Origin of the sequence: Flavobacterium bernardetii (genome assembly GCF_011305415.1) — a bacterium.
In the GTDB taxonomy this organism is placed as follows: domain Bacteria; phylum Bacteroidota; class Bacteroidia; order Flavobacteriales; family Flavobacteriaceae; genus Flavobacterium; species Flavobacterium bernardetii.
Map to the genome: position 1 here is coordinate 26,010 of NZ_JAANOQ010000002.1, position 22,525 is coordinate 48,534.

Sequence of the window (22,525 nt, forward strand, 5' to 3'; positions counted from 1 at the left end):
GTGAATAGTAATTAGGGATTAGTTAAAAGTTTTATATCTGCAGAAATGTTATACTATTTAAAACAAAATTGTATTTTTGATTGATTCGATATTTCGATAAATTCGGACTACTTAAAAATTAAAACTACATTGCCTTGGAAAATATTTTTACCGACGAATATTTCATGAAAAAAGCGCTTCAGGAAGCTGAAATGGCCTTTGAAAAAGACGAAATTCCAGTAGGAGCGGTTATTGTTGTGAATAATACCATTATTGCTAGAACGCATAATTTAACCGAATTATTGCACGATGTTACCGCTCACGCCGAAATGCAAGCGATAACCAGTGCAGCTAATTTTTTAGGAGGAAAATATTTAAAAGGTTGTACGTTGTATGTGACTTTAGAACCTTGTCAAATGTGTGCAGGTGCGTTATATTGGAGTCAGATTTCAAAAATTGTTTTTGGAGCGACGGATGAAAAACGTGGATATATGACTATGGGAACGCAAATTCATCCGAAAACGGAAGTGGTTTCAGGAGTTTTAGAGAAAGAATGTGCCGCTTTAATGACGAGTTTTTTTCAGAAAAAGAGATAAAACTTGGCATGTGGTTTGATATATGTTTAATAAGAAAATTTAACTAAAATCAATCTTTTAAACTAAACTAAGAATGGAAATTACAGAAAGAGTGAAGTCTTCGGCAATTATTGGAATTGCTATTATTGCTACAGCATTTGTGTTGGGAACAGCTTTTAAAAAGCGAAATGAAAATTTAGATTCCATTTCCGTAATTGGTTTGGGTACGAAAGATTTCGTTTCTGATGAAATTTTGTGGAGTGGAAGTTTTACCACAAAAAGTTATGATATTAAAGAAGCCTACAATAAAATGATTGCGGATCAGAAAATCGTGTCTAATTTCTTTTTAGGAAAAGGGTTTAAATCTGCTGAATTTAGTTTTGGTGCGGTACAATTTAATAAGAAATTTAGAGAAGTTAGAATAGAAAATGCCGAAAATCAATATAATACCAAATACGAACAAGTTTTTGATGGTTATGAAGCTTCGCAAACGATAACTTTTTCAGCAAAGAAAAACCCCGATTTAATGAAACGTATTGAAGCAGTTTCTGGGAAAACTTCTGAACTAATTAATTCAGGTATTGAATTATCTTCTAATTCTATTCAATATACGTACTCCGATTTAGCAAGTTTAAAACAAAGCTTAATTGAAAACGCAACAAAAGACGCTTACGAACGTGCCGAAAAAATTGTAAAAACCGCGGATGGCGATTTAGGAAAACTAAAAACGGCAAGTATGGGTGTTTTTCAAATTACAGGGCAAGGTTCCACTGAAGACGATAGTTATGGCGGAAACAACGACACCTTTAGCAAAAACAAAACCGCTAGAATTACGGTGAGGTTGGAATATGAGTTGGAGTAATTTAGTAGAGTTTTTTTTAGATAAATGAAAAATTCATTTAATGTAATAGTCGTTTTTTTTATCCTATTTTTATTTTCATGTAAAACGAAAAATCAACCCATAAATTCAGATTCAAATGTTGTTGATTCTGTTAGTGTTTCTTATGTAGATTCAGTAATTGTTGAAGAAGAAAAAGCTCTTGAAGAATTTAATGAAAGGCCAATTAATATCGATAGTGTTTTAAAGTTGAATGTTGATATTGAGAAAGAATTTATTTCTGATTCTTTATATAATGCAATTGGTCCAGTAGGCGAATATCAATTATACAGTGGTCAAGTCGTAGCTTTTACAAGACTAGAAAAAGAAGGTAATGTTTTTGCAATTGTTTGTCCAAATATTGATTCTGATTTCGAAGAAAATGTTAAAATTGATTTTTATAGACTTCAAAATAAAAAATGGATATATTTAAATTCCTCTGAAGTGGATAATGTTGTTTATTTTCAGTCGGTTGATTTAAATAATGATGGTATTTTTGAAATTCAATCTGTTGGGCATTTTAATATGAATGGAAATTGCTACAATTACTTTTTTGGATTTAATGCATTGGAAAGTAAATTTTATAATGGAGGAAATTTTTTCTCGAGTCAATATAATTTTAAACCAAACGATTCCAGAATTGATGTAAATTATGAAGGAAGTTGGTATGCGCCAAACATTAAGTCTATTTATTATTGGAAAAACCAGAGGCTTATTCCTTTTAAAGAAGTTGAAGTAGGTTTGAAGTATCCTGATATGAATCGTAAACCAAGCTATTACATCAAATACTCAGAAAATTTGAATTTGGATAAAGACTCTGTTCAATTCATTTATAAAAAAACGTATCGAGGTAAGAAGTTAAACGACTTTTTCGATAATTTTTTCGAAAACAAATAAAAAAAACCGCTATTCTTTCGAGTAGCGGTTTTTTATTTTATAAAATTTCTTTTCCTTGGTTATCAAAAAAGTGATATTCAAGGTACGTGTAAGCGTCACGAGGTATAATTTTCACCCATTTCTTATGTTCAAGAAACCATCTTGAACGTAAGGATGGAAAACCTTTTGTAAGGTATGCGGCCACAAAAGGGTGTACATTAAGTACAACTTTTTTATGGTCTTTGATAATGCTTTCTAGGTTAGCTTCTATTTTGTCAATAATTAAAATTGCCGCTTCAACCTGTCCGTTTTCGTTCGGGTTTTCTTCGTTTGTTTCAATATTAACTTCAGGTCTAACTCTTTGTCTAGTAATTTGAACTAATCCAAATTTACTAGGAGGCAAGATTTTATGCTTGGCCTTGTCGTCACTCATTTCTTCTCTTAAGAAATCAAACAATATTTTTCTATTGTCTGGATTTTGCATGTCTATAAAATCGACAACAATAATTCCTCCCATATCTCTTAGTCGTAACTGACGTGCAATTTCTCCTGCAGCAATCATATTTACTTCCATGGCAGTATCTTCTTGGTTTTGTGCTTTATTTGATCGATTTCCAGAATTTACATCGATAACGTGTAATGCTTCTGTGTGTTCGATAATTAAATAAGCACCTTTGCTCATAGAAACTGATTTTCCAAAAGAGGTTTTTATTTGTCTTTCTATATTATACTTTTCAAAAAGAGGTAAATCTTTCGACTGATAGTGTTTTACGATAGACGCTTTATCCGGAGCTATTTCTTGCAAATATTCCTTCGTTTGTAAATACAAATCTTCATCATCTACTTGAATACTCGTAAAAGTATCGTTAAATATGTCTCTTAGCATAGAAGAAGACTTTGTCAATTCTCCTAATACTTTTGAGGGATGATGAGCGGTTTGTAGTTTTTTACACATTGTAGTCCAACGTTCTAGCAATGTTTCTACATCTTTTTCAATCTCAGTTGTTTTTCTGCCTTCGGCTACTGTTCTCACAATAACACCAAATCCCTTTGGTTTTATAGATTGTAGTAATTTTTTTAGACGATCTTTCTCCGCTCTGTCTCCTATTTTTTGTGAAATAGAAACACGGTCAGAAAAAGGTACTAATACTACATATCTTCCTGCTAAAGAAATCTCAGAACTAATTCTTGGTCCTTTGGTTGAGATCGGTTCTTTAACGACTTGAACTAAAATCGATTGATTGGCACTTAATATGTCCATTATAGTGCCATCTTTATTGATTTCAGGTTCAAAAGGGAAATTTTTGAGTGAATAATCTTTTATTTTACCTGCGCTTACAAGTTTAATAAATTTCATCAAAGAACCTAAGTTTGGCCCTAAATCATGATAATGCAAAAAAGCATCTTTTTCATGACCTAAGTGCACAAAAGCAGCGTTTAATCCGGCAACAGGTTTTCTTATTTTTGCTATAAAAATATCTCCAACTTGAAACTGATTACTATCGCTAGCCTCTTTTTCTTTGTGTAATTCAATTAGTTTTCCATCTTTTAATAAGGCAAAATCTACTGCGTCTGAACCAGATCTAATAATTAATTCTTTGTTCATGCTGTATCTTTTATATCCGAACATTTTTGTTGTCGGTTGTCGGTTGTTGGTTACGAAAAGCAACTATCAACTTCAACTATCAACTTATTGTTAGGATGGATTAAACAATTTAGGTAAAATACCCAATAGAATTATAATGCAAAATTGAGCTTGTCAAAATTGTATTCAATTCAAAATTCAATGAACGTTTATCATTTGAGCTTAGAGTTTTAAGCTTGTAAAATTCTAAGCTTAAATGATAATTTTTCTTCTTTAAACAAAGAAAAGTAGTTTTTAGACTACTTTTTCTTTTTGTGACGGTTAGCTCTCGCTCTTTTTTTACGCTTGTGAGTAGCTACCTTATGTCTTTTTCTTTTTTTACCACTTGGCATAATGTGTAGTTTTTATGATTAATAAATAATATTATACAGTTACTTCTGTCTTTTCTTTAACGCTTTCAACGAATACTTTAGCAGGTTTAAATGCTGGAATGTTGTGTGCTGGAATTTTGATTGTTGTGTTTTTAGAAATGTTTCTTCCTGTTTTTTCAGCTCTTGTCTTAACAATAAAACTTCCAAATCCTCTTAAGTAAACGTTATCACCAGTTTCTAATGAATTTTTTACTTCTTCCATGAATGATTCTACAGTAGCTTGAACGTCACCTTTTTCAAGGCCTAATTTTTCTGAAATTTTTGCTACGATGTCTGCTTTCGTCATTTTCTTGCGTGTTAAATTTTATGTATTTTTTTGAGTGTGCAAATATATGAATTAAAAAAATACAAATTCAAACTTAATGAACTAAAATTTAACCATATAAATGATTTATTTTTACGGCTTTAAATTTTAATATGAATTTTTCAACTAAAATTATCAATTGGTATAACCAAAATTACAGAGACTTGCCATGGCGAAACACCACTGATGCTTACAAAATTTGGCTTTCAGAAATTATTTTGCAGCAAACAAGAGTGAGTCAGGGTTTGCCATATTATATTAATTTTATCAACGCTTTTCCAACAGTAAAAGATTTGGCAAATGCCGATGAACAGCAAATTTTAAAGCTTTGGCAAGGACTTGGATATTATTCTCGAGCCAGAAATCTGCATTTTACCGCGAAATTTGTAGTGGAAAATCACAAGGGAATTTTCCCAAATTCGTACGAAGAATTACTAAAATTAAAAGGAATTGGAACATATACCGCCGCCGCAATTGCCTCTTTTTCTTCCAATGAACCTGTTGCTGTTTTAGATGGAAATGTTTTCAGAGTATTATCTCGTGTTTTTAATGTGGATTACGATATTTCACAAAATACCTCTAAAAAGTATTTTATAGAATTGGCTACGAAAGTGCTTTCTAAATCTAAACCGGACATTCACAATCAAGCGATAATGGAATTTGGTGCCTTGCAATGTGTTCCGAAAAGCCCGAATTGTATGGAATGTATTTTTAATGATAGTTGCGAAGCTTTCAAATTAAAAAAAGTTTCAGAATTACCAGTGAAATCTAAAAAAGTTAAGGTTACTAAACGATTTTTGAATTACATCTTAGTGAAAGATGCTTCCGAAAACTATGAAATGAATAAAAGAACGGATAACGGTATTTGGAAAAATTTATTCGAATTTCCTTGTATTGAATCGGAAAGTGAAATCGAAGAAACTGAGATTTTGAATCAGTTAAACGTAAAATATGAGATTAAAAACTTCCATTATTTTGACACATTTGATGTATTACATAAATTATCGCATCAACATTTGAATATTAAATTTTATACGATTGAAATTGAAGACGCTATAAATAAAGGCTACACTTTTGAAGAACTGAAGCAATTACCTGTGCCAATTGTCCTACATAATTTTATAGAAAAAATTGTAATCTAAATAATATTTAGTATTTTTGATAAAAAGATATAAGCCATGAACGGTACATTAAATAAGGTTATTCTAATAGGACATTTAGGAGACGAAGTAAAAATGCATTATTTTGATGCGCAAAGTTGTATTGGACGCTTTCCTTTGGCAACAAATGAAGTGTACATCAATAAATCGACTGGAGAAAAAATAACTTCTACAGAATGGCATAATATTGTGGTTCGAAATAAAGCCGCAGAATTATGTGAAAAATACCTTTCAAAAGGCGATAAAATTTATATTGAAGGTCGTATTAAGTCGCGTCAATGGACAGCTGAAGACGGAACTACAAAATATACAACTGAAATTCAAGTTACAGAATTTACTTTCTTAAACACGAAAAAAGATTCAGATTTATCTAAAGCGCCAACTACTAATCCACCAAGTTCTAAAGATGTGGATTTTGATTCGCTAGAGTAATTTATATGTTTTTATTAATGAATAATTTGAAAAAGTGTTTTGCTTTTATTGTTATTCTTTTTTTTATTTCATGTGCAGATAAAACGAATGAAAATAAAATTTTGTATGTTGGAAAAGAACTCGTTTCAATAGATTTGTCAAAAATAAATTCAACTGAAAATATTGTTTTTGTTGGAAGTAGTTTAAAGCGAAAAATATTTGAATTGAAAAAACAGAATGCAAGTTTTAAATTTAAAGTTGTAAATGCAGATTTAAATTATCCTTATGGAAATTCAGAAGCCGAAAATGTTTTAATTTTAAATAACGGAATTCATAAAATTAATCTCAGATTAAAATATAATTCAAAAAAAATGAAGTTTGATATTTTAGGTTTTATGACCGAATCAAGAACAAATTAAACACAAAATGAAAAACATAATATTATTTACACTTTTTCTTTCCTTACTTTCTTGTGGTGATGAAAAAATGCCAAAACCTACAGGGCAATTAAGTTTAGAATATCCACCAGCAAAATATATGAAATTTTCAAATTCTTGCGGTTTCGATTTCGATAAAAATGAATTGGCAGAAGTAAAAGCAACTTCAAATTGTGGTTTGGAAATTCACTATCCAAAAATGAAAGCTACCGTATATTTAACATACAAACCGGTTCAAAATAATTTAGAAAAACTACTAACGGATGCGCAGAAATTAACGTATGAACACGTAATTAAAGCCAACGATATCGCAGAACAACCCTACGTGAATTTAGATCATAAAGTGTATGGAATGTTTTATCAAGTAGGAGGAAATGCTGCAACAAACGCGCAGTTTTATGTTACGGATAGTACTAGAAATTTTGTAACTGCAAGTATGTATTTTTATTCTAAACCAAATTTCGATTCGATTCTTCCAGCTGCAGATTACATTAAAAACGACATGAAACAAATTATTGAATCTATTAAATGGAAATAGATTTAACTTTATTTCGAATCCAACTTAAATAAAAAACTCTTAACTGAAAACATAGTGTTTGGTTAAGAGTTTTTTGTGTTAAATTACTTTGTGAATTCAGATAATTTTAATGTTTTGCCACACATTTCTGAAGTTATTTTGAAAATTACATCTCCTTTTTTGCCTTCATTTGCCCAACGTACTTCTTTTCCGACGTTGCAACCAATGCTGGTTTTGGAACCTTTATTCAAAGATACAAATCCAGTTCCGGTATGAATACTTATTTTGTCTTTAGAGTCGTTAATTAAAGAAAAACTTGATTCAATGTTTTCTGATCTAATAATGATATTATTCTGTTTGATGTTTACCATATTCAATCCAATGATTGAAAAATAGAAGGTTAATAAAAGTGCTTTCATAGGTATAGCGTTTAATTTTTAATAATTTTTTGATTTCCAACTTGTTCTGATTCTAAAACTAATAAATAAATTTCAATTGGTAAGTCTTTAATTGACAAATGCTTGTTTTGAGTTTCTAAAAGTAGCTTTCTGTCAAATGAAAACAATTTATGTTTTCTTAAACATTCATTTTAAAATTTACCGAAGACAGATTTTCTAATTACAGCGTTGAAAAGTTTGTAGCCTAAAATGAAACGTAAATATCTCATAATATTGGCATCAAAACCAATGGTATATCTTCTGAAATTTTTATTTGGTTTTTCAGCTATAGAGAATAGTTTTTCTACAATTTGTTGCGGTAAGTCGGCATTTTTACCAGATTTCTTTTCTAATAAAGTTGAAATTTTATCCATTAATTTATTGTAAGATTGAATTTCAGTGGCGTCAGATTTTACCACATTTTTTTGAAAAGAAGTAGGTGCATTTCCAAATTGAACGGTTGAAACACTAATGTTAAAATCAACCAATTCATATGCCATACATTCAGAAAAACTTTCCACAGCTTGTTTTGTAGAATGGTAAAAATTCCCAAGTGGTAAATTTACCAATCCTGCAACAGAAGTTATATTAATAAATTGTCCGAATTTTTGTTCTCTAAATGTTGGAATAAAAGCACGACAAATTTTTACAACGCCTAACCAATTGACGTTTACAATAGTATCTATTTTTTTATCTTCGGAAAGTTCTACGAAACTTCTGTAGCCCATTCCTGCGTTGTTAATTATGGTATCAATTTTGGGATGATTTTGCAGTATTTTTTCCGTTGCCAAAGCGATACTTTCAGTTGAAGTTACATCCATTTCATAGCAAAATATATTTGGTATGTTTTTGAAGTCTTCACCTTCGCTTTCAAAAAGTAATGTGGCTATAACGGTCCAGTTGTTTTTAGCGAAATACAATGAAGTTTGTTTGCCAATTCCTCCACCAGCACCAGTTATTAATACAGTTTTCATCTTAAGATTTTATTAATATTTTAATTTAGTCATTAAAATATATCGGGCAATTTTTGCCTGTTTATTACTAATATATGCAGAGCCATTAGGTTTAAATTTTCTTGGGTTTGGTAAAATTGCAGCAATTCCGGCAGCTTGCATTCGGGTTAAGCTTTTGCAATCTCTATTGTGCCAATGTTGTGTTGCGGCTTGAGCACCATAAATACCGTCACCCATTTCAATGCTATTTAAATAGACTTCTAAAATGCGTTCTTTTCCCCAAATCAGTTCAATTAAAAAAGTATAATACGCTTCTAATCCTTTTCTGATATAACTTCTACCTTGCCAAAGAAAAACGTTTTTGGCAGTTTGTTGCGTGATAGTACTTCCGCCTTTTAATTTTCTTCCTTTAAAGTTTCCAACTGCTGCTTTTTGTATGGCTTTAAAATCGAAACCACTATGTTCGAAAAAACGACCGTCTTCACTAGCAATTACAGCTTTTTGTAAATTTTTAGAAATGTCTTCTAATGGCACCCAATCGTGTTGGGTTTCAATATCTTTACCGTCTGCAGAATTCTCAAAATAGCGAATCGCCATTAATGGAGTAAATGGAACTGGAACAAATTTATATAATACTACAAAAAACAGACTGATAATATTAAACCACATAAAAGCCTTCCAAAAGAAACGCATGAATTGACCGAAAAATCCTTTTTTCTCAGTGCTTTTAGGTTTTGTTGGTTTTGCTTTAGGTTTTGGAGTTGTTTTTTTTATTGCCATTTTATGTTAAATCTGCTAATTCTTGTCCGATTAAGCTGCCAATGGCAACGCCCATTCCACCCATTCTGACACCGCAATACACATGGTTGCTAATTTGTTGTACAATTGGTTTTTTTGAATTTCCAATGCCCATAATTCCGCTCCAGCGATGTTCAATTTCAAAAGGAGTGTTAGGCAAAATTACATTTTTTAGTAAATCTTGCAAGCGATTTTGAATTATTTCAGTAGTTTCTAATGTAGTTGTGGTTTCGCCTTCAAAATCAAGGTTTCTTCCACCGCCAAAAAGTATTCTGTTATTTATATTTCGGAAGTAATAATATCCTTGATCTAAATGAAATGTTCCTTTGATATGTAAATTTTCAATGGGTTTTGTAATTAAAACTTGAGCTCTAGCCGGTTTGACTTGATTATTTGTCAATTCTGATGCGAAACCATTTGTAGTAAAAAGTAGTTTTTTGGTTTTAAAAGTTATGTCGTTTGTTACAATTTCTACACCATCATTCAAATCTTGATGTTTAGAAACCGTTTGATTGTTTAAAATAAGAATGTCGTTTTGAATGGCTTTTTTTAATAGCGTTTGCATCATATTTCCAGTGTCAATTTGACCTTCAAATTCATTGAAAATTAAATATTCAAATGTGTTTTTAAAATCAAATCTATCGAAAACTTTGGAATACACCTCCGTCTTAAATAACGGACGGACAATATCGTTTATGAAAGGAATTTTGGAAATGCAATCGTTATAAAAGGCTTCGTCTTCTTTTAAAAATAATTCGTATCCGCCAAATGGTTTGTAGTCTATAGCTTCGTCACCTAAGTTTTTACGAAGTAATTGTAAACCCGAAAATCTTTTTTGAATTAATTGTATGACTTCTTCTTCAGAATGCGATTTTAAATCGTCAATAATTTCAGAAACACTTCCGAAACAAGCAAAACCAGCGTTTTTGGTGCTCGCCCCTTGTGGTAAAACACCTCTTTCTAAAATTAAAATCTTAGCATTAGGAAATCGTTCTCTCAACCGAATTGCCGTATGTAAACCGACAATTCCGCTTCCAACAATGGTGTAATCTACATTGGAGAACCAATTTTTTATTTCCCAATAGCTTAATTGCATAACTTGTTTTCTAAAGAAATTAGTTTAAACTATTCGTCTCCAGTTTTATCTTCAATTTCTAATTTCTTGTTTTTTATTGCTTTCATTACTAATGGAAGTGTTGTAGCAACAACTAAAATAATAATGATTTTTTCGATATGATGTTTTAAATCGATGTCAAATTTTTCTAAAAACAAACCATATAAATAGTGACCAGAATATACCAAAATAAATGACCATAAAAGAGAACTCAACACATTATAAAACATGAATTTCTTTTTTTCCATATGAACTATTCCAGCAATAATAGGTACGAAAGTTCTAACGATTGGTAAAAAACGCGCGAAAACTATCGCCACACCACCGTGTTTTTGAAAGAAACTTTCCGATTGGTATAAGTATTTTTTCTTGAAGAAAAAGCCGTCTTCTTTTTGGTATAAATTTTTCCCATAAACTGACCCAAACCAGTAACCAAATATATTTCCTATAATTCCAGATAGCGCGATTAAAGTCGCTACAATAAATACAGGCGAATAACCTTGTGGTAAAAACGTTAAAGGAGCTGCTAAAGCTTCCGCATAAATTCCGGATAAAAACAATAAACTATCACCAGGAAGAAAAAACCCAATGAATAAACCAGTTTCAGCAAAAATGATAAATAAAACTACGTAAATTCCAATAGGAACGCCACCTAGTTCTAAATTAATATAAAATTCTGGATTAAAAAGTTGTGTCCATTTAAATTCTTGATCAATTTCTTGAGCTTGTATAAAAAAGTTCGATTTTAAAATATTAAAAATGTCTAAATTAAATTTCATTTGTTTGATTTTTTTAGCGGTAACCTATGTGACGCTATTTTATTTTCTGTGTTTATTCGTGCAAGCTTTTATTCGTTAGCGATTTCATTATTCGCTTCGTGTTTCGATTCCCATTTATCAATTGCTGCTGTTGAAAGTGCGTTTCCTAATACATTTGTCATACTTCTTGCCATATCGCAAAAATGGTCAATTGGTAAAATTAAAGCGATTCCTTCTGGTGGAATACCAAACATCGCACAAGTAGCAACCACAACAATTAATGAAGCTCTTGGTACGCCGGCAACTCCTTTACTTGTTAGCATTAAAACCAAAAGCATGGTAAGTTGTTCTGGCACCGACATTTCAATTCCATACACTTGAGCAATAAAAATACTGGCAAAAGTCATGTACATCATACTTCCGTCCAAGTTAAAAGAATAACCTAGTGGTAAAGTGAACGATACGATTTTTGGCTGACAACCAAAACGTTCTAATTCTTCTACCATTTTCGGGAAAACCGCTTCTGAACTTGTAGTTGAAAAAGCAATTAACAAAGGACTTTTAATTCGTTGTAACAATACAAATAATCGTTTTCCTAAAATGATATAGCCAACCGTTAATAAGATCAACCAAAGCACAATAATTCCGACTAAAAACGCACCTAAATATTTAGCGTAAAGTTCAAAAACTTCAAAACCGTGTTTCGCAATTGCACTGGCAACCGCACCTAAAACTCCTAATGGCGCTGTCCACATAATGTAAGAAACCATTTTTAAAACTACGTGAGCGGTTGTGTCTAATAATTTGATAATTGGTTTCGCTTCTTTTTTACTAAATGCTGCCAAAGCCACACCAAATAAAATAGAGAAGATTACAATTTGTAAGATTTCGTTTGTTGCAAATGCTTCAAATAAACTACGAGGAATAACGTGTTTTACGAATTCTTCTAAGGAGAAACCTTTAGAGTTTTCAAGTAATTCCGTAGCTCCAGATGTGTCGTCTAATTTTATAGATGTTCCTTTTCCTGGTGCGAAAAAGTTGACTAAAACCAATCCTAATAATAAAGAAATTAAAGAAGCAGAAATGAACCAAGCCATTGCTTTTCCTCCAACTCGTCCTACCATTTTCATGTCGCCCATTTTAGCAATTCCAACCACTAAAGTAGAGAATACTAATGGTGCAATAATCATTTGAACCAAACGAATGAAAACCGTTCCTAATAATTTGATATTTTTCGAGAAAGAATCAATGGAATCAGGATACTGATAATGTACAATTCCACCTAAAGTTACACCAATAATTAGTGATATGATGATTAGTATGAATAGTTTATTGTTTTTCATAAATGTAAATTTATTTTTTAGAAGTAGACATGAATTGCATCGCCTTTTATTTATGGGTATTTGCATTAACAAACTTCCAATTGTAACGATTTTAAAACATATTTATTTTAGAGCGTGAAAATAGTTATATTTTTTCAAAAAAGTGCTACTTTTAACCTCGTTTTAAAATTTATAAGTATGAAAAAATATATTTTCTTCATTTTCAGTGTAATAAGTATGAGTTCAAATGCGCAACAAATCATGACGCCAGAAAAATTATGGCAATTAGGTAGAGTTACTCCAATTGGTATTTCAAAAGATGGGAAGGCGTTAATCTACAAAGTTGGAACGCCAAACGTTCAAGAAAATAAAATAAATTCAAAATATTTTTCAGTACCAGTTGGTGGTGGAAAAGAAACACTTTTAGAATCAATAGAAGGTTTAGTAGCTGATAAAAATATTTCTAAAGATGGTTCTAAAAAATTAGTTGATAAAGCCGTAAAAGTTGAAAAATTATTAGGATCAGATTTGTATCCAGAATTATCTAAAACTACGGCACAAGTTTATGAAAGTTTAGATTATCGCCATTGGGATACTTGGAATGACGGAACTCACAATCATGTTGGCTATTCTGAAAATATAAAGGATGCTGCTTTCGTAGATATTATGCCAAATGAACCTTACGATTCTCCTCAAAAACCGCATGGTGGTGATGAAGATTATATTTGGTCGCCAGACGGAAGCAAAATCATTTATGTTTGCAAGAAAAAAGCAGGAACAGCTTATGCTACAAGTACAAATACAGATTTATACGAGTATGATTTAGCTACAAAAAACACAAAAAATCTTACTGAAAAGAATTTAGGTTACGATACACATCCATTATTTTCACCACAAGGCGATTTATCATGGTTGCAAATGAAACGTGATGGTTTTGAAGCGGATAAAAATGATATTATTGTTCGCCATAAAGGAGTAGATATCAATTTAACTGCGGCTTGGGACGGAACGGTTGATAGTTTTACTTGGAGTACAGATGGAAAAAAAGTATATTTCATTGCGCCAGTTTTAGGGACAAAACAATTGTTTGAAGTTAATTTTCCTGGTGTAACAAGAATTGCAGTTACAGTAAGACAAGTAACAGACGGCGATTTTGACGTTAACGGAATTGTAGGTTTCACAGGAACTTCGGTTTTAGTGACCAAAACAACTCATAACATGGCAACGGAAGTGTTTTCATATGATTTAAAAGCAAAATCTTGGAAACAAATCACACATGTAAATGACGAAGCGTATTCGAAAATTGCAAAATGTACTTCAGAAAAACGTTGGGTAACAACAACTGATGGTAAAAAAATGTTAGTTTGGGTAATTTTGCCTCCAAATTTCGATAAAACAAAAAAATATCCAACACTTTTATATTGTCAAGGTGGTCCGCAAAGTGCGTTGACACAATATTATTCTTTCCGTTGGAATTTTCAAGTAATGGCCTCTCAAGGTTATATTGTAGTCGCGCCAAATAGAAGAGGAATGCCAGGTCATGGTGTAAAATGGAACGAACAAATTTCAGGTGATTGGGGCGGACAAGTTATGGACGATTATTTATCAGCCATTGATGATATTTCAAAAGAATCGTATGTAGATAAAGCAAGAATTGGTGCTGTTGGCGCAAGTTACGGCGGATATTCAGTGTTTCAATTAGCAGGAATTCATAAAAACAGATTCAAAACTTTCATTTCTCATTGCGGAATTTTCAATACAGAAAGTATGTACGGAACCACGGAAGAAGTGTTCTTTACGAATTGGGATTCTGGAGGAGCTTATTGGGAAAAAGATAATAAAATCGCACAGAAAACATACAACGAATTCAATCCAATTAAGTTAGTAAACAATTGGAATACACCAATACTAATTATTCAAGGTGGAAAAGATTACCGTGTGCCAATCGGACAAGGTCAAGAAGCTTTTCAAGCCGCACAATTAAAAGGAATCAAAAGTAAATTTTTATTATTTCCAGATGAAAACCATTGGGTGTTAAAACCTCAAAATGCTTTAGTTTGGCAAGGTGAATTTTTCAAATGGTTGAAAGAAACGCTTTAGTAATGTGCCAATTTGAAAATGTGTCAATTAGCCAATTTAATAAATAATTTCAGACCTGTCAGGTTTTTAAAACCTGACAGGTCTTTTAACAAAAACAAAAAATAATGCAATCATACAACATCATAATTATAGGCGGTGGCGCAGCCGGTTTCTTTGCAGCGATTAATATTGCAGAGAAAAATCCGCAACTTAGTGTGGCGATTCTCGAACGAGGAAAAGAATGCCTGACTAAGGTTAAAATTTCTGGTGGAGGGCGTTGCAATGTCACACACGCGTGTTTTGTACCCAACGATTTAGTGAAATTTTATCCACGTGGTGAAAGAGAATTAAAAGGACCGTTTTCACAGTTTTGTTCTGGTGATACGATTGATTGGTTCGAAAAAAGAGGTATCGAATTAAAAATCGAAGAAGACGGAAGGATGTTTCCAATTACGGATGATTCTCAAACTATTATTGATTGTTTCGAAAAGGACGTTAAAAAATTAGGTATTAAGGTTTTTACTTCACAAAGTGTACAATCTTTATATTTCAATGCAGCCGAACAATGGAAAATTGAAACCCAACACGATGTTTTTGTTGCCGAAAAAATTGTAGTAGCCACAGGGAGTAATCCTAAGATTTGGGAAATGATGCATCAAATGGGGCACGAAATTGTAGAACCAGTTCCGTCATTATTCACTTTCAATATTACCGATAAAAGAATTAAAGATTTAATGGGACTTTCGGCGCAAGCCAGCATCAAAATTAAAAATTCTAAATTAGCTTCTTCAGGACCATTATTAATCACACATTGGGGACTTTCTGGCCCAGGAATTTTAAGACTTTCCGCATGGGGAGCAAGAGAATTACATGATAAAAAGTATTGTTTTGCGTTACTAGTGAATTGGTTAGATGAACTTTCTTTTGAGGAAGCTGTTGAAAAACTAAAAGACATAAAAGAAGAACACAATAAAAAACTTATTGGTAAATTTTGTCCGTTTGACTTTCCAAAACGTTTATGGGAAAATATCGTTACCGCTTCTGATATTGCTTTAGATTATAAATGGGCTGAGGTTACGAACAAGCAAATTAATAGTTTAGCGAGTCAATTAACGCAAGCCGAATTTCAAGTCAACGGAAAAAGTACATTTAAAGAAGAATTTGTAACCGCTGGCGGAATCGATTTAAAAGAAATTAATTTTAAAACCATGCAAAGTAAAATCTTACCAAAAGTATATTTCGCTGGTGAAGTGGTAAATATTGATGCTATTACTGGTGGATTCAATTTTCAGAATGCTTGGACAAGTGGTTTTATAGTTGCAGAAAATATCTAAGAAAAATAAAGCATAAAAAAACCTCGATACTTTCGAGGTTTTTTTATGCTAAAATTAGACTTCTCTTCCGCCTTCTAAGGTGTTTTGCCAATCTTTTAATTCTTGCCATTTACCTTCATAAGCCATTTTAGATTGTCGTGGCCAAGTATTTGGATCATGAATTTGATATCTTTCTCCAGCTTTGCTTAATATTTCTCGTAATCTATCTACAGAAGTTTCTCCTAACGCTTTCCAAGTTAAAATCCCTGAAGTTTTAAATAATTCTTCAATTTTAGGACCAATGCCTTCTACAATTTTCAAATCATCTTGTTTATATGATTTTCCATAAACTGCTTTTACAGCTGTGGCATCAAAAGTAATATTCGAATTGTTTTCATTCGCGTTTCTAACAAAATTACTTGCTTTTGCAGAGGTATTAAGTTTTAATGTATCAATTTCTGCTTGAAGTTTAGTGTTTTTTTGGTTGCATTTGTCTAAATCTAATTTCCATTTTTCATCAGAATTTCCACCAGATGAACTAGAAAATGTTTTACCAATTAAGAAGCCAACGATTCCAAAAATTAATCCTATTAATGCAAATTGTAAATAATAATCCATAATTGAAAGTTTTTGTGTTTGACTTCCAAAAATAAGAAATATTTTAATTAAATGGTTAAAATTCAGTATATTATAAAAAAAATTAGAAATTATTTAAATAATATATACTAAATGATAATAAAGTTGCGAAGGAAACCCAAGCGATATATGGAATGAATAATTTGGCAGCGGTTGCGTTTATTGGCTTAAATAATTTATAACATTCTAACATAACCAATAGCAATAAAATAATTTCAATCGAAGCTAATAATAGGTTGTGTAAGCTAAAAAATAAATACGACCACAAAGCATTCAATCCTAATTGAAGAATGAAATATTGTAAGGCCACTTTTACTTCTTTCTGTTTGTTTTCTATTTCGTTCCAAATTAATCCTGCTGCAATTCCCATAAAAATGTAAAGCATCGTCCAAACAGGCGCAAAAATCCAATTTGGCGGATTAAATACAGGTTTTACAAGTGTTGGATACCAAGTAGTAATAGAAGATTGTGTAATTTTTCCAGAGAAAAAACCAACAGTCAAACAAATAATGATACAGTACGAAATTCTTAGATATTTCTTCATTTGAAAATTTTATTCAAAGATATCTAAAAGTTATGACTTATGCTTCTGACTTCTAACTTCCTTTTCTATCTTTGTCAAAAATATTTTTTATGTATTCTGATTCTGACTTTATTCTTTCCAACTATAATTCAATTGAAACTGCTTCTTTTTCATGGAGTGCGCCAAGCAATATCGCATTGGTGAAATATTGGGGAAAAAAGGAAAATGGTGACCAAATTCCAGCAAACCCTTCGATAAGTTTTACACTGAAAAATTGTAAAACAATTACGTCTGTTGTGATTACTTCGAAAGTAGAAAAAGATAATTTTTCGTTCGATTTACTGTTTGAAGGGCAACCGAAAGAAGATTTCAAACCAAAAATTCAAAAGTTTTTCGAAAGAATTTATCCATATTGCCCGTATTTAAAAGACTATCATTTCACAATTGATACACAAAATACTTTTCCTCATAGTTCTGGAATAGCTTCTTCTGCTTCAGGAATGGCAGCTATTGCTATGAATATCATGAGTTTAGAAAAATCCATAAAACCTGAAATTTCAAACGATTATTTTTATGCGAAAGCTTCTTTTTTAGCGCGATTAGGTTCTGGCAGTGCTTGTAGAAGTATTATTGGAAATGTTGTGGCTTGGGGAAAAAATGAAACTATAAAAAACAGCTCTGATTTATTTGGTGTTGAATTTGGGAATATTCATTCTAATTTCCAGAATTTTCAAGATACGATTTTGTTAGTCGATAAAGGTGAAAAGCAAGTTTCAAGTACGGTTGGACATAATTTGATGCACAATCATCCATTTGCTGAACAACGTTTTGAACAAGCGCATAACAATATTGCGAAAATAGTAACGTTATTAGAAACAGGAAATGTGACGGAATTTATGAGCTTGGTTGAAAGTGAAGCCTTGACTTTACATTCCATGATGATGACATCAATGCCTTATTTTATATTAATGAAACCCAATACATTGGAAATTATTAACAAAATTTGGAAGTTTAGAAACGACACGCAAACTCCAGTTTGTTTTACCTTAGATGCTGGTGCAAATGTGCACGTTTTGTATCCTGAGAATGTAAAAGAAAAAGTATTGCAATTTATTCAGGACGAATTAGTTGGCTTTTGTCAAAATGGTCAGTATATTTGCGATGAAATTGGAAATGGCGCACAAGATTTAAAATAATTTTATATCTTTACGTAAAGACTATCAAAAATGGATATTCAATTAGAAAAATTAGAACTTATGAAATTATTGTTGGAAACGGAAAATCCTTCAATCATAAAGGCTATTAAGAAAGTTTTTCATAAAGAACAAAAAGATTGGTGGGATGATTTACCAAATTCTGCGAAAGACGGAATTAATGAAGGTTTAGAAGATATAAAAAACGGACGAGTTCATTCTTACGAAGAAATAAAAAAAGAATTCGGTTGGAAATGAGAAAATTAGAATTCTCAAACAGAAGTTTAAAAGAGATTAGAATTATAGTAGATTATTTAAATTCAAAATGGTCTGAAAAAACAAGTAAAAAGTTCTTAAATAAATTAAAAGAAAATATTGATTTGATTCAGATAAATCCTGAATTGTTTCCAGTTTCTGAATTTGAAGAATTAAGGAAATGTGTAGTTTCAAAGCAAACTACTGTTTTTTTTATTATTGAAAAGAATAAAGTTTATATTGTTTCAGTATTTGATACCAGACAAAACCCAAATAAAATAAAAGAATAAAACATATGAAAGGACCACTTTTTTACTCAAAAATATTACTTTTCGGAGAATACGGAATCATTGAAGATTCTAAAGGGCTTTCAATACCATATAATTTTTACAACGGCGCATTAAAGTCAGATGAGAATCCGACAGAAGAAGCCAAAAAATCAAACCAAAGTTTAGTGAAGTTTGTCGCTTACTTAAAGCAATTACAAACGGAACAACCAGAGTTGGTTACTTTCAATATTGATGTTTTACAAAACGATGTAAACAACGGAATGTATTTTGATTCTAGTATTCCTCAAGGATACGGAGTGGGAAGTAGTGGTGCTTTAGTCGCGGCTATTTACGACAAATATGCTACGAATAAAATTACCGTTTTAGAAAATTTAACTAGAGAAAAATTATTACAATTAAAAGCTGTTTTTTCTAATATGGAATCATTTTTCCACGGAAAAAGTTCTGGTTTAGATCCATTAAATAGTTATTTAAGTTTACCGATTCTTATCAATTCTAAAGATAATATCGAAGCAGCTGGCATTCCAAGTCAATCGGCAACTGGAAAAGGTGCTGTGTTCTTATTAGATTCAGGAATTGTTGGAGAAACGGCTCCAATGGTAAATATTTTCATGGAAAATTTAAAAGACCAAGGTTTTAGAAAAATGCTAAAATCGCAGTTTATAAAATATACCGATTCTTGTGTGGAAAACTTCTTACAAGGCGATATGAAATCGTTATTTAAAAACACCAAAGAATTATCTAAAGTGGTTTTAAGTAATTTCAAACCAATGATTCCAGAGCAATTTCACCAAATTTGGCAAAACGGAATTGAAACCAACGATTACTATTTAAAATTGTGTGGTTCTGGTGGTGGTGGCTATATTTTAGGTTTTACCCAAGATTTCGAAAAAGCTAAAAAGTCTTTAAAAGATTATAAATTAGAAATGGTTTATCAGTTTTAATCCTTTTTTGTCATTCTGAACTTGTTTCAGAATCTAATTTCTATGCTAAGCCGCAACTCTAAATTATTACTTACTAAAATCTTCAGTTTTTTTTCTGTGGTTCGAGGTTATAATGTATTTGTAATCGCGTTAGCACAATATTTATCTGCGATTTACATCTTAGCTCCAGAAAGAAGAGCTTTAGATGTTATTTTGGATTGGAGATTATTTGTTTTAGTAATTGCTTCTACTTTTGCGATTGCTGGTGGTTATATTATCAATAATTTTTACGATGCGAAAAAAGACATTATAAATCGGCCTAAAAAATCCTATTTAGATAGATTAGTCAGTCAAAAAACGCAACTTCAAGTCTATTTTACTTTAAATTTCTTCTCGGCTCTATTAGGTTTTATTATCTCTTGGCGAGCGGCATTGTTTTATTCTGTTTATATTTTCATTATTTGGTTTTATTCGCACAAGCTGAAAAAAATTCTTCTTGTTGGTAATATTACAGCATCTTTATTAGCAGTTTTGCCTTTTTTCGGAATTTTGATGTATTTTAAGAATTTCTATCAAGTAATTTTCGCTCACGCTATATTCTTGTTTTTGATTATTTTGATTCGTGAAATGATTAAAGATTTAGAAAATATTGAAGGCGATTTATCTAATAATTATCAAACTATTCCAGTGAAATTTGGAGAGCATTTCGCAAAGAAAATTATTTCATTATTATTAGTATTTACTATTGTTCCCGTGTATTTTCTTATAAATGTATTCGATGTAGGGTATATGGATATTTACTTTTATGTCAGTTACATTTTACTTATAATTTTTGTTTTGAAACTTTGGAAATCAGAAGGAAAAGTAGATTATATTAAACTCCATTTTTTGCTGAAAATTATTCTTTTAGCGGGTGTAATTTGTATTGTTTTAATTAAACCAACCGTGATTGAAAACGGACAAAAGTTACTGTTAATTAAGTAATTAATGAATTTTAGATGGACTTCTAATTTCTAATTTCGTACTTCTAACTTAAATTAACTACCTTTGCAAAAAAATAATAGCATGAGAAAATCGTCAGGAGCGAAAAGAAGCGGTAAAACTTCAGAAAGTAAAAAACCAGATTTTAAGAAAAACGAATCAGGAAAATCATTTTCTTCAGAAAACAAGCCTGCTCCAAAGTTCAATAGAACAGACAAACCTAAACAACAAGTGGTTAAAATAAAATCTGATAAAGATGAAATCAGATTAAATAAATATGTAGCCAATTCAGGTGTTTGTAGTCGTAGAGATGCGGATATTTATATTCAAAGTGGTAATGTTAAAGTTAATGGAGAAGTAGTTACAGAAATGGGTCACAAAGTGAAATTAACCGATGTGGTTAATTTTGATGGCGTGAACATTACTCCAGAGAAAAAAGAATACATACTTTTAAATAAACCTAAAAACTTTTCTACAGAGAAGAATGACCAAGGAGCAAATAATGTTTTGCAATTAATAAAGTCACCGTCAAATGTAAGATTAGAACCTATTGGAAGAATGGATAAAACAACTACAGGTTTGTTATTGTTTACAAATGATCCAGATATGGTTAGAAAATTTACTACGCCTAATCAACGTTCATCTAAAATTTATCAAGTTACTTTAGATAAGAATTTGAAATATGAAGATTTAGAGAAAATTCAAAATGGAGTGACTATTGAAGGGCATAAAGTTTATGTGGAAGAAGTAACTTTTATTGATGGTGAAGCTAAAAGTGAAATTGGTGTAAAAATGAAAACTTCAAACGTAAAAGTGGTAAGAAACATTTTTGAACATTTAAAATACAACGTAATTAAATTAGATCGTGTAGTTTTTGCAGGATTAACCAAAAAGAATTTACCAAGAGGAAATTGGAGAGTTCTAACAGAACAAGAAGTTGTAAATTTAAAAAATAACTAAAATGATCCGTCTTGTTATAAAATGAGACGGATTTTTTGTTTTCAAATTACAATTGTATTAAAATAAAATATATATTTGTGAATCTTTATTTTAAAATAAAAAAAATGAAAAAAATATTTTCAATAGTTGCTTTAACATTATTATTGGTTTCTTGTGAAAACGATATTAAAACTAATTCACCAGCTTTTCAAGGTGAAAAAGACAATGTGTTTTGGCGTGCCGATGATTCAAAAGTTACAATTAATGCAGGTAATACTATTTCAATTAATGCTTATACAGATAAAGAATTAGTTACATTTAATGTGCCTAATACTGTTGGGATTCATAATTTAGGAACTTCAAATCAAAGTATCAACGCTTCATATTCATATAATAATGAAGGGACAGTTTCTTATTATGAAACTTCATTAATTGAAGGACCAGTTTATAAATTGGCAGGTGTGTTAAACTCTGGTTCAGGTTATGCAAGTTTGAACGGGAATAATGTAAACACTACTGGTGGTACAGGAAATGGACTAACATTGAAAATAACAACTAATACGTCTGGTGTTGTTATTGGTGCAACTATTGCTAGTAGAGGTACTGGTTATACTGCTGGTGATATAGTTACTATTAACGGTGGTAATGCAAATGCATCAGTTAAGATTTTAAATGTCTTGAAAAGTAACGGAGTAGTTGAAATTGAAAAAATTGAAGGAAATGCTTACACGGGATCATTTAGTTTCAATGCAGTAGATGATAATGGGAATGTAGTTAATTTTAATAAAGGAACTTTTTATAAAGTACCAGCTTACTAAAATTACTTAACTTATAGATAATATCTAACCACTTCATTACG

27 protein-coding genes are annotated in these 22,525 nt (G+C 31.1%); 16 read left to right on the forward strand and 11 right to left on the reverse strand.

Annotated elements, in window-relative coordinates:
• Positions 1–134 precede the first annotated feature (134 nt).
• From G6N05_RS04925 to G6N05_RS04935, 3 genes are all read left to right on the forward strand, one after another.
• Positions 135–575: a nucleoside deaminase gene (locus G6N05_RS04925; RefSeq protein ID WP_166125473.1), complete on the forward strand. Its 441-nt coding sequence runs from the start codon at positions 135–137 to the stop codon at positions 573–575.
• Between the two features lie 73 nt (positions 576–648).
• Positions 649–1,416, forward strand: a complete 768-nt coding sequence (locus G6N05_RS04930; protein ID WP_166125474.1) for an SIMPL domain-containing protein — start codon at positions 649–651, stop codon at positions 1,414–1,416.
• 24 nt (positions 1,417–1,440) lie between these two features.
• Positions 1,441–2,328, forward strand: a complete 888-nt coding sequence (locus G6N05_RS04935; RefSeq protein WP_166125475.1) for a hypothetical protein — start codon at positions 1,441–1,443, stop codon at positions 2,326–2,328.
• Positions 2,329–2,365: 37 nt separating this feature from the next.
• Here the strand turns inward: G6N05_RS04935 and G6N05_RS04940 are convergent, their stop codons facing one another.
• Positions 2,366–3,913, reverse strand: a complete 1,548-nt coding sequence (locus tag G6N05_RS04940) for an Rne/Rng family ribonuclease (protein ID WP_166125476.1) — start codon at positions 3,911–3,913, stop codon at positions 2,366–2,368.
• Positions 3,914–4,315: 402 nt separating this feature from the next.
• Complete coding sequence (locus G6N05_RS04945; RefSeq protein WP_091314983.1) at positions 4,316–4,609, reverse strand: HU family DNA-binding protein; 294 nt, start codon at positions 4,607–4,609, stop codon at positions 4,316–4,318.
• Between the two features lie 131 nt (positions 4,610–4,740).
• Here G6N05_RS04945 and mutY point away from each other — a divergent pair, with 131 nt between their 5' ends.
• Genes mutY through gldD form a run of 4 tightly spaced genes read left to right on the forward strand, consistent with a single transcriptional unit; the run spans position 4,741 to position 7,173 of the window.
• Positions 4,741–5,769, forward strand: coding sequence for an A/G-specific adenine glycosylase (mutY, locus tag G6N05_RS04950; protein ID WP_166125477.1), 1,029 nt, complete (start codon positions 4,741–4,743; stop codon positions 5,767–5,769).
• A 36-nt stretch (positions 5,770–5,805) separates the two neighbouring features.
• Complete coding sequence (locus G6N05_RS04955) at positions 5,806–6,219, forward strand: single-stranded DNA-binding protein (RefSeq protein ID WP_091314988.1); 414 nt, start codon at positions 5,806–5,808, stop codon at positions 6,217–6,219.
• 17 nt (positions 6,220–6,236) lie between these two features.
• Positions 6,237–6,617: a hypothetical protein gene (locus G6N05_RS04960; protein WP_166125478.1), complete on the forward strand. Its 381-nt coding sequence runs from the start codon at positions 6,237–6,239 to the stop codon at positions 6,615–6,617.
• A 7-nt stretch (positions 6,618–6,624) separates the two neighbouring features.
• A complete protein-coding gene (gene gldD, locus G6N05_RS04965; RefSeq protein ID WP_166125479.1) occupies positions 6,625–7,173 on the forward strand; it encodes a gliding motility lipoprotein GldD in 549 nt (182 codons plus the stop codon).
• Positions 7,174–7,256: 83 nt separating this feature from the next.
• On the opposite strand, the gene G6N05_RS04970 is transcribed toward gldD, so the two are convergent.
• From G6N05_RS04970 to G6N05_RS04995, 7 genes are all read right to left on the reverse strand, one after another.
• Positions 7,257–7,571 (reverse strand): hypothetical protein, encoded by a 315-nt coding sequence (locus G6N05_RS04970; RefSeq protein ID WP_166125480.1) that lies wholly within the window; start codon positions 7,569–7,571, stop codon positions 7,257–7,259.
• A gap of 11 nt (positions 7,572–7,582) precedes the next feature.
• Entirely contained in the window at positions 7,583–7,717 is a 135-nt protein-coding gene (locus G6N05_RS15705; RefSeq protein ID WP_262887786.1) for a hypothetical protein, read from the reverse strand.
• Between the two features lie 24 nt (positions 7,718–7,741).
• Positions 7,742–8,563, reverse strand: a complete 822-nt coding sequence (locus tag G6N05_RS04975; protein WP_166125481.1) for an SDR family NAD(P)-dependent oxidoreductase — start codon at positions 8,561–8,563, stop codon at positions 7,742–7,744.
• Between the two features lie 12 nt (positions 8,564–8,575).
• Complete coding sequence (gene mtgA / locus G6N05_RS04980) at positions 8,576–9,322, reverse strand: monofunctional biosynthetic peptidoglycan transglycosylase (protein WP_166125482.1); 747 nt, start codon at positions 9,320–9,322, stop codon at positions 8,576–8,578.
• Position 9,323: 1 nt separating this feature from the next.
• Positions 9,324–10,436 (reverse strand): NAD(P)/FAD-dependent oxidoreductase, encoded by a 1,113-nt coding sequence (locus tag G6N05_RS04985; RefSeq protein ID WP_166125483.1) that lies wholly within the window; start codon positions 10,434–10,436, stop codon positions 9,324–9,326.
• Positions 10,437–10,465: 29 nt separating this feature from the next.
• Positions 10,466–11,233 (reverse strand): DedA family protein, encoded by a 768-nt coding sequence (locus tag G6N05_RS04990; protein ID WP_166125484.1) that lies wholly within the window; start codon positions 11,231–11,233, stop codon positions 10,466–10,468.
• Between the two features lie 68 nt (positions 11,234–11,301).
• Complete coding sequence (locus G6N05_RS04995; protein WP_166125485.1) at positions 11,302–12,555, reverse strand: dicarboxylate/amino acid:cation symporter; 1,254 nt, start codon at positions 12,553–12,555, stop codon at positions 11,302–11,304.
• 177 nt (positions 12,556–12,732) lie between these two features.
• Here G6N05_RS04995 and G6N05_RS05000 point away from each other — a divergent pair, with 177 nt between their 5' ends.
• Both G6N05_RS05000 and G6N05_RS05005 read left to right on the forward strand, forming a co-directional pair.
• Positions 12,733–14,634, forward strand: coding sequence for a S9 family peptidase (locus tag G6N05_RS05000; protein ID WP_166125486.1), 1,902 nt, complete (start codon positions 12,733–12,735; stop codon positions 14,632–14,634).
• Between the two features lie 101 nt (positions 14,635–14,735).
• Positions 14,736–15,947, forward strand: a complete 1,212-nt coding sequence (locus G6N05_RS05005; protein ID WP_166126009.1) for a BaiN/RdsA family NAD(P)/FAD-dependent oxidoreductase — start codon at positions 14,736–14,738, stop codon at positions 15,945–15,947.
• 54 nt (positions 15,948–16,001) lie between these two features.
• On the opposite strand, the gene G6N05_RS05010 is transcribed toward G6N05_RS05005, so the two are convergent.
• Complete coding sequence (locus tag G6N05_RS05010) at positions 16,002–16,544, reverse strand: hypothetical protein (protein WP_166125487.1); 543 nt, start codon at positions 16,542–16,544, stop codon at positions 16,002–16,004.
• A gap of 82 nt (positions 16,545–16,626) precedes the next feature.
• Positions 16,627–17,106, reverse strand: coding sequence for a TspO/MBR family protein (locus tag G6N05_RS05015; protein ID WP_166125488.1), 480 nt, complete (start codon positions 17,104–17,106; stop codon positions 16,627–16,629).
• A gap of 89 nt (positions 17,107–17,195) precedes the next feature.
• Here G6N05_RS05015 and mvaD point away from each other — a divergent pair, with 89 nt between their 5' ends.
• From mvaD to G6N05_RS05050, 7 genes are all read left to right on the forward strand, one after another.
• A complete protein-coding gene (gene mvaD, locus G6N05_RS05020; protein WP_166125489.1) occupies positions 17,196–18,281 on the forward strand; it encodes a diphosphomevalonate decarboxylase in 1,086 nt (361 codons plus the stop codon).
• Between the two features lie 30 nt (positions 18,282–18,311).
• Positions 18,312–18,536 (forward strand): hypothetical protein, encoded by a 225-nt coding sequence (locus tag G6N05_RS05025; RefSeq protein WP_166125490.1) that lies wholly within the window; start codon positions 18,312–18,314, stop codon positions 18,534–18,536.
• Positions 18,533–18,823, forward strand: a complete 291-nt coding sequence (locus G6N05_RS05030) for a type II toxin-antitoxin system RelE/ParE family toxin (RefSeq protein ID WP_166125491.1) — start codon at positions 18,533–18,535, stop codon at positions 18,821–18,823. Before G6N05_RS05025 ends, G6N05_RS05030 begins: the two co-directional genes overlap by 4 nt.
• 5 nt (positions 18,824–18,828) lie before the next feature.
• Positions 18,829–19,767 (forward strand): mevalonate kinase family protein, encoded by a 939-nt coding sequence (locus G6N05_RS05035; RefSeq protein WP_166125492.1) that lies wholly within the window; start codon positions 18,829–18,831, stop codon positions 19,765–19,767.
• Between the two features lie 42 nt (positions 19,768–19,809).
• Positions 19,810–20,730, forward strand: a complete 921-nt coding sequence (locus G6N05_RS05040; protein ID WP_166125493.1) for a geranylgeranylglycerol-phosphate geranylgeranyltransferase — start codon at positions 19,810–19,812, stop codon at positions 20,728–20,730.
• Between the two features lie 81 nt (positions 20,731–20,811).
• Positions 20,812–21,687 carry a pseudouridine synthase gene (locus G6N05_RS05045; protein ID WP_166125494.1) on the forward strand — a complete coding sequence of 292 codons (876 nt, stop codon included), beginning with the start codon at positions 20,812–20,814 and terminating at the stop codon, positions 21,685–21,687.
• 104 nt (positions 21,688–21,791) lie between these two features.
• Entirely contained in the window at positions 21,792–22,484 is a 693-nt protein-coding gene (locus G6N05_RS05050; RefSeq protein ID WP_166125495.1) for a DUF6252 family protein, read from the forward strand.
• The last annotated feature ends 41 nt before the right edge of the window (positions 22,485–22,525 follow it).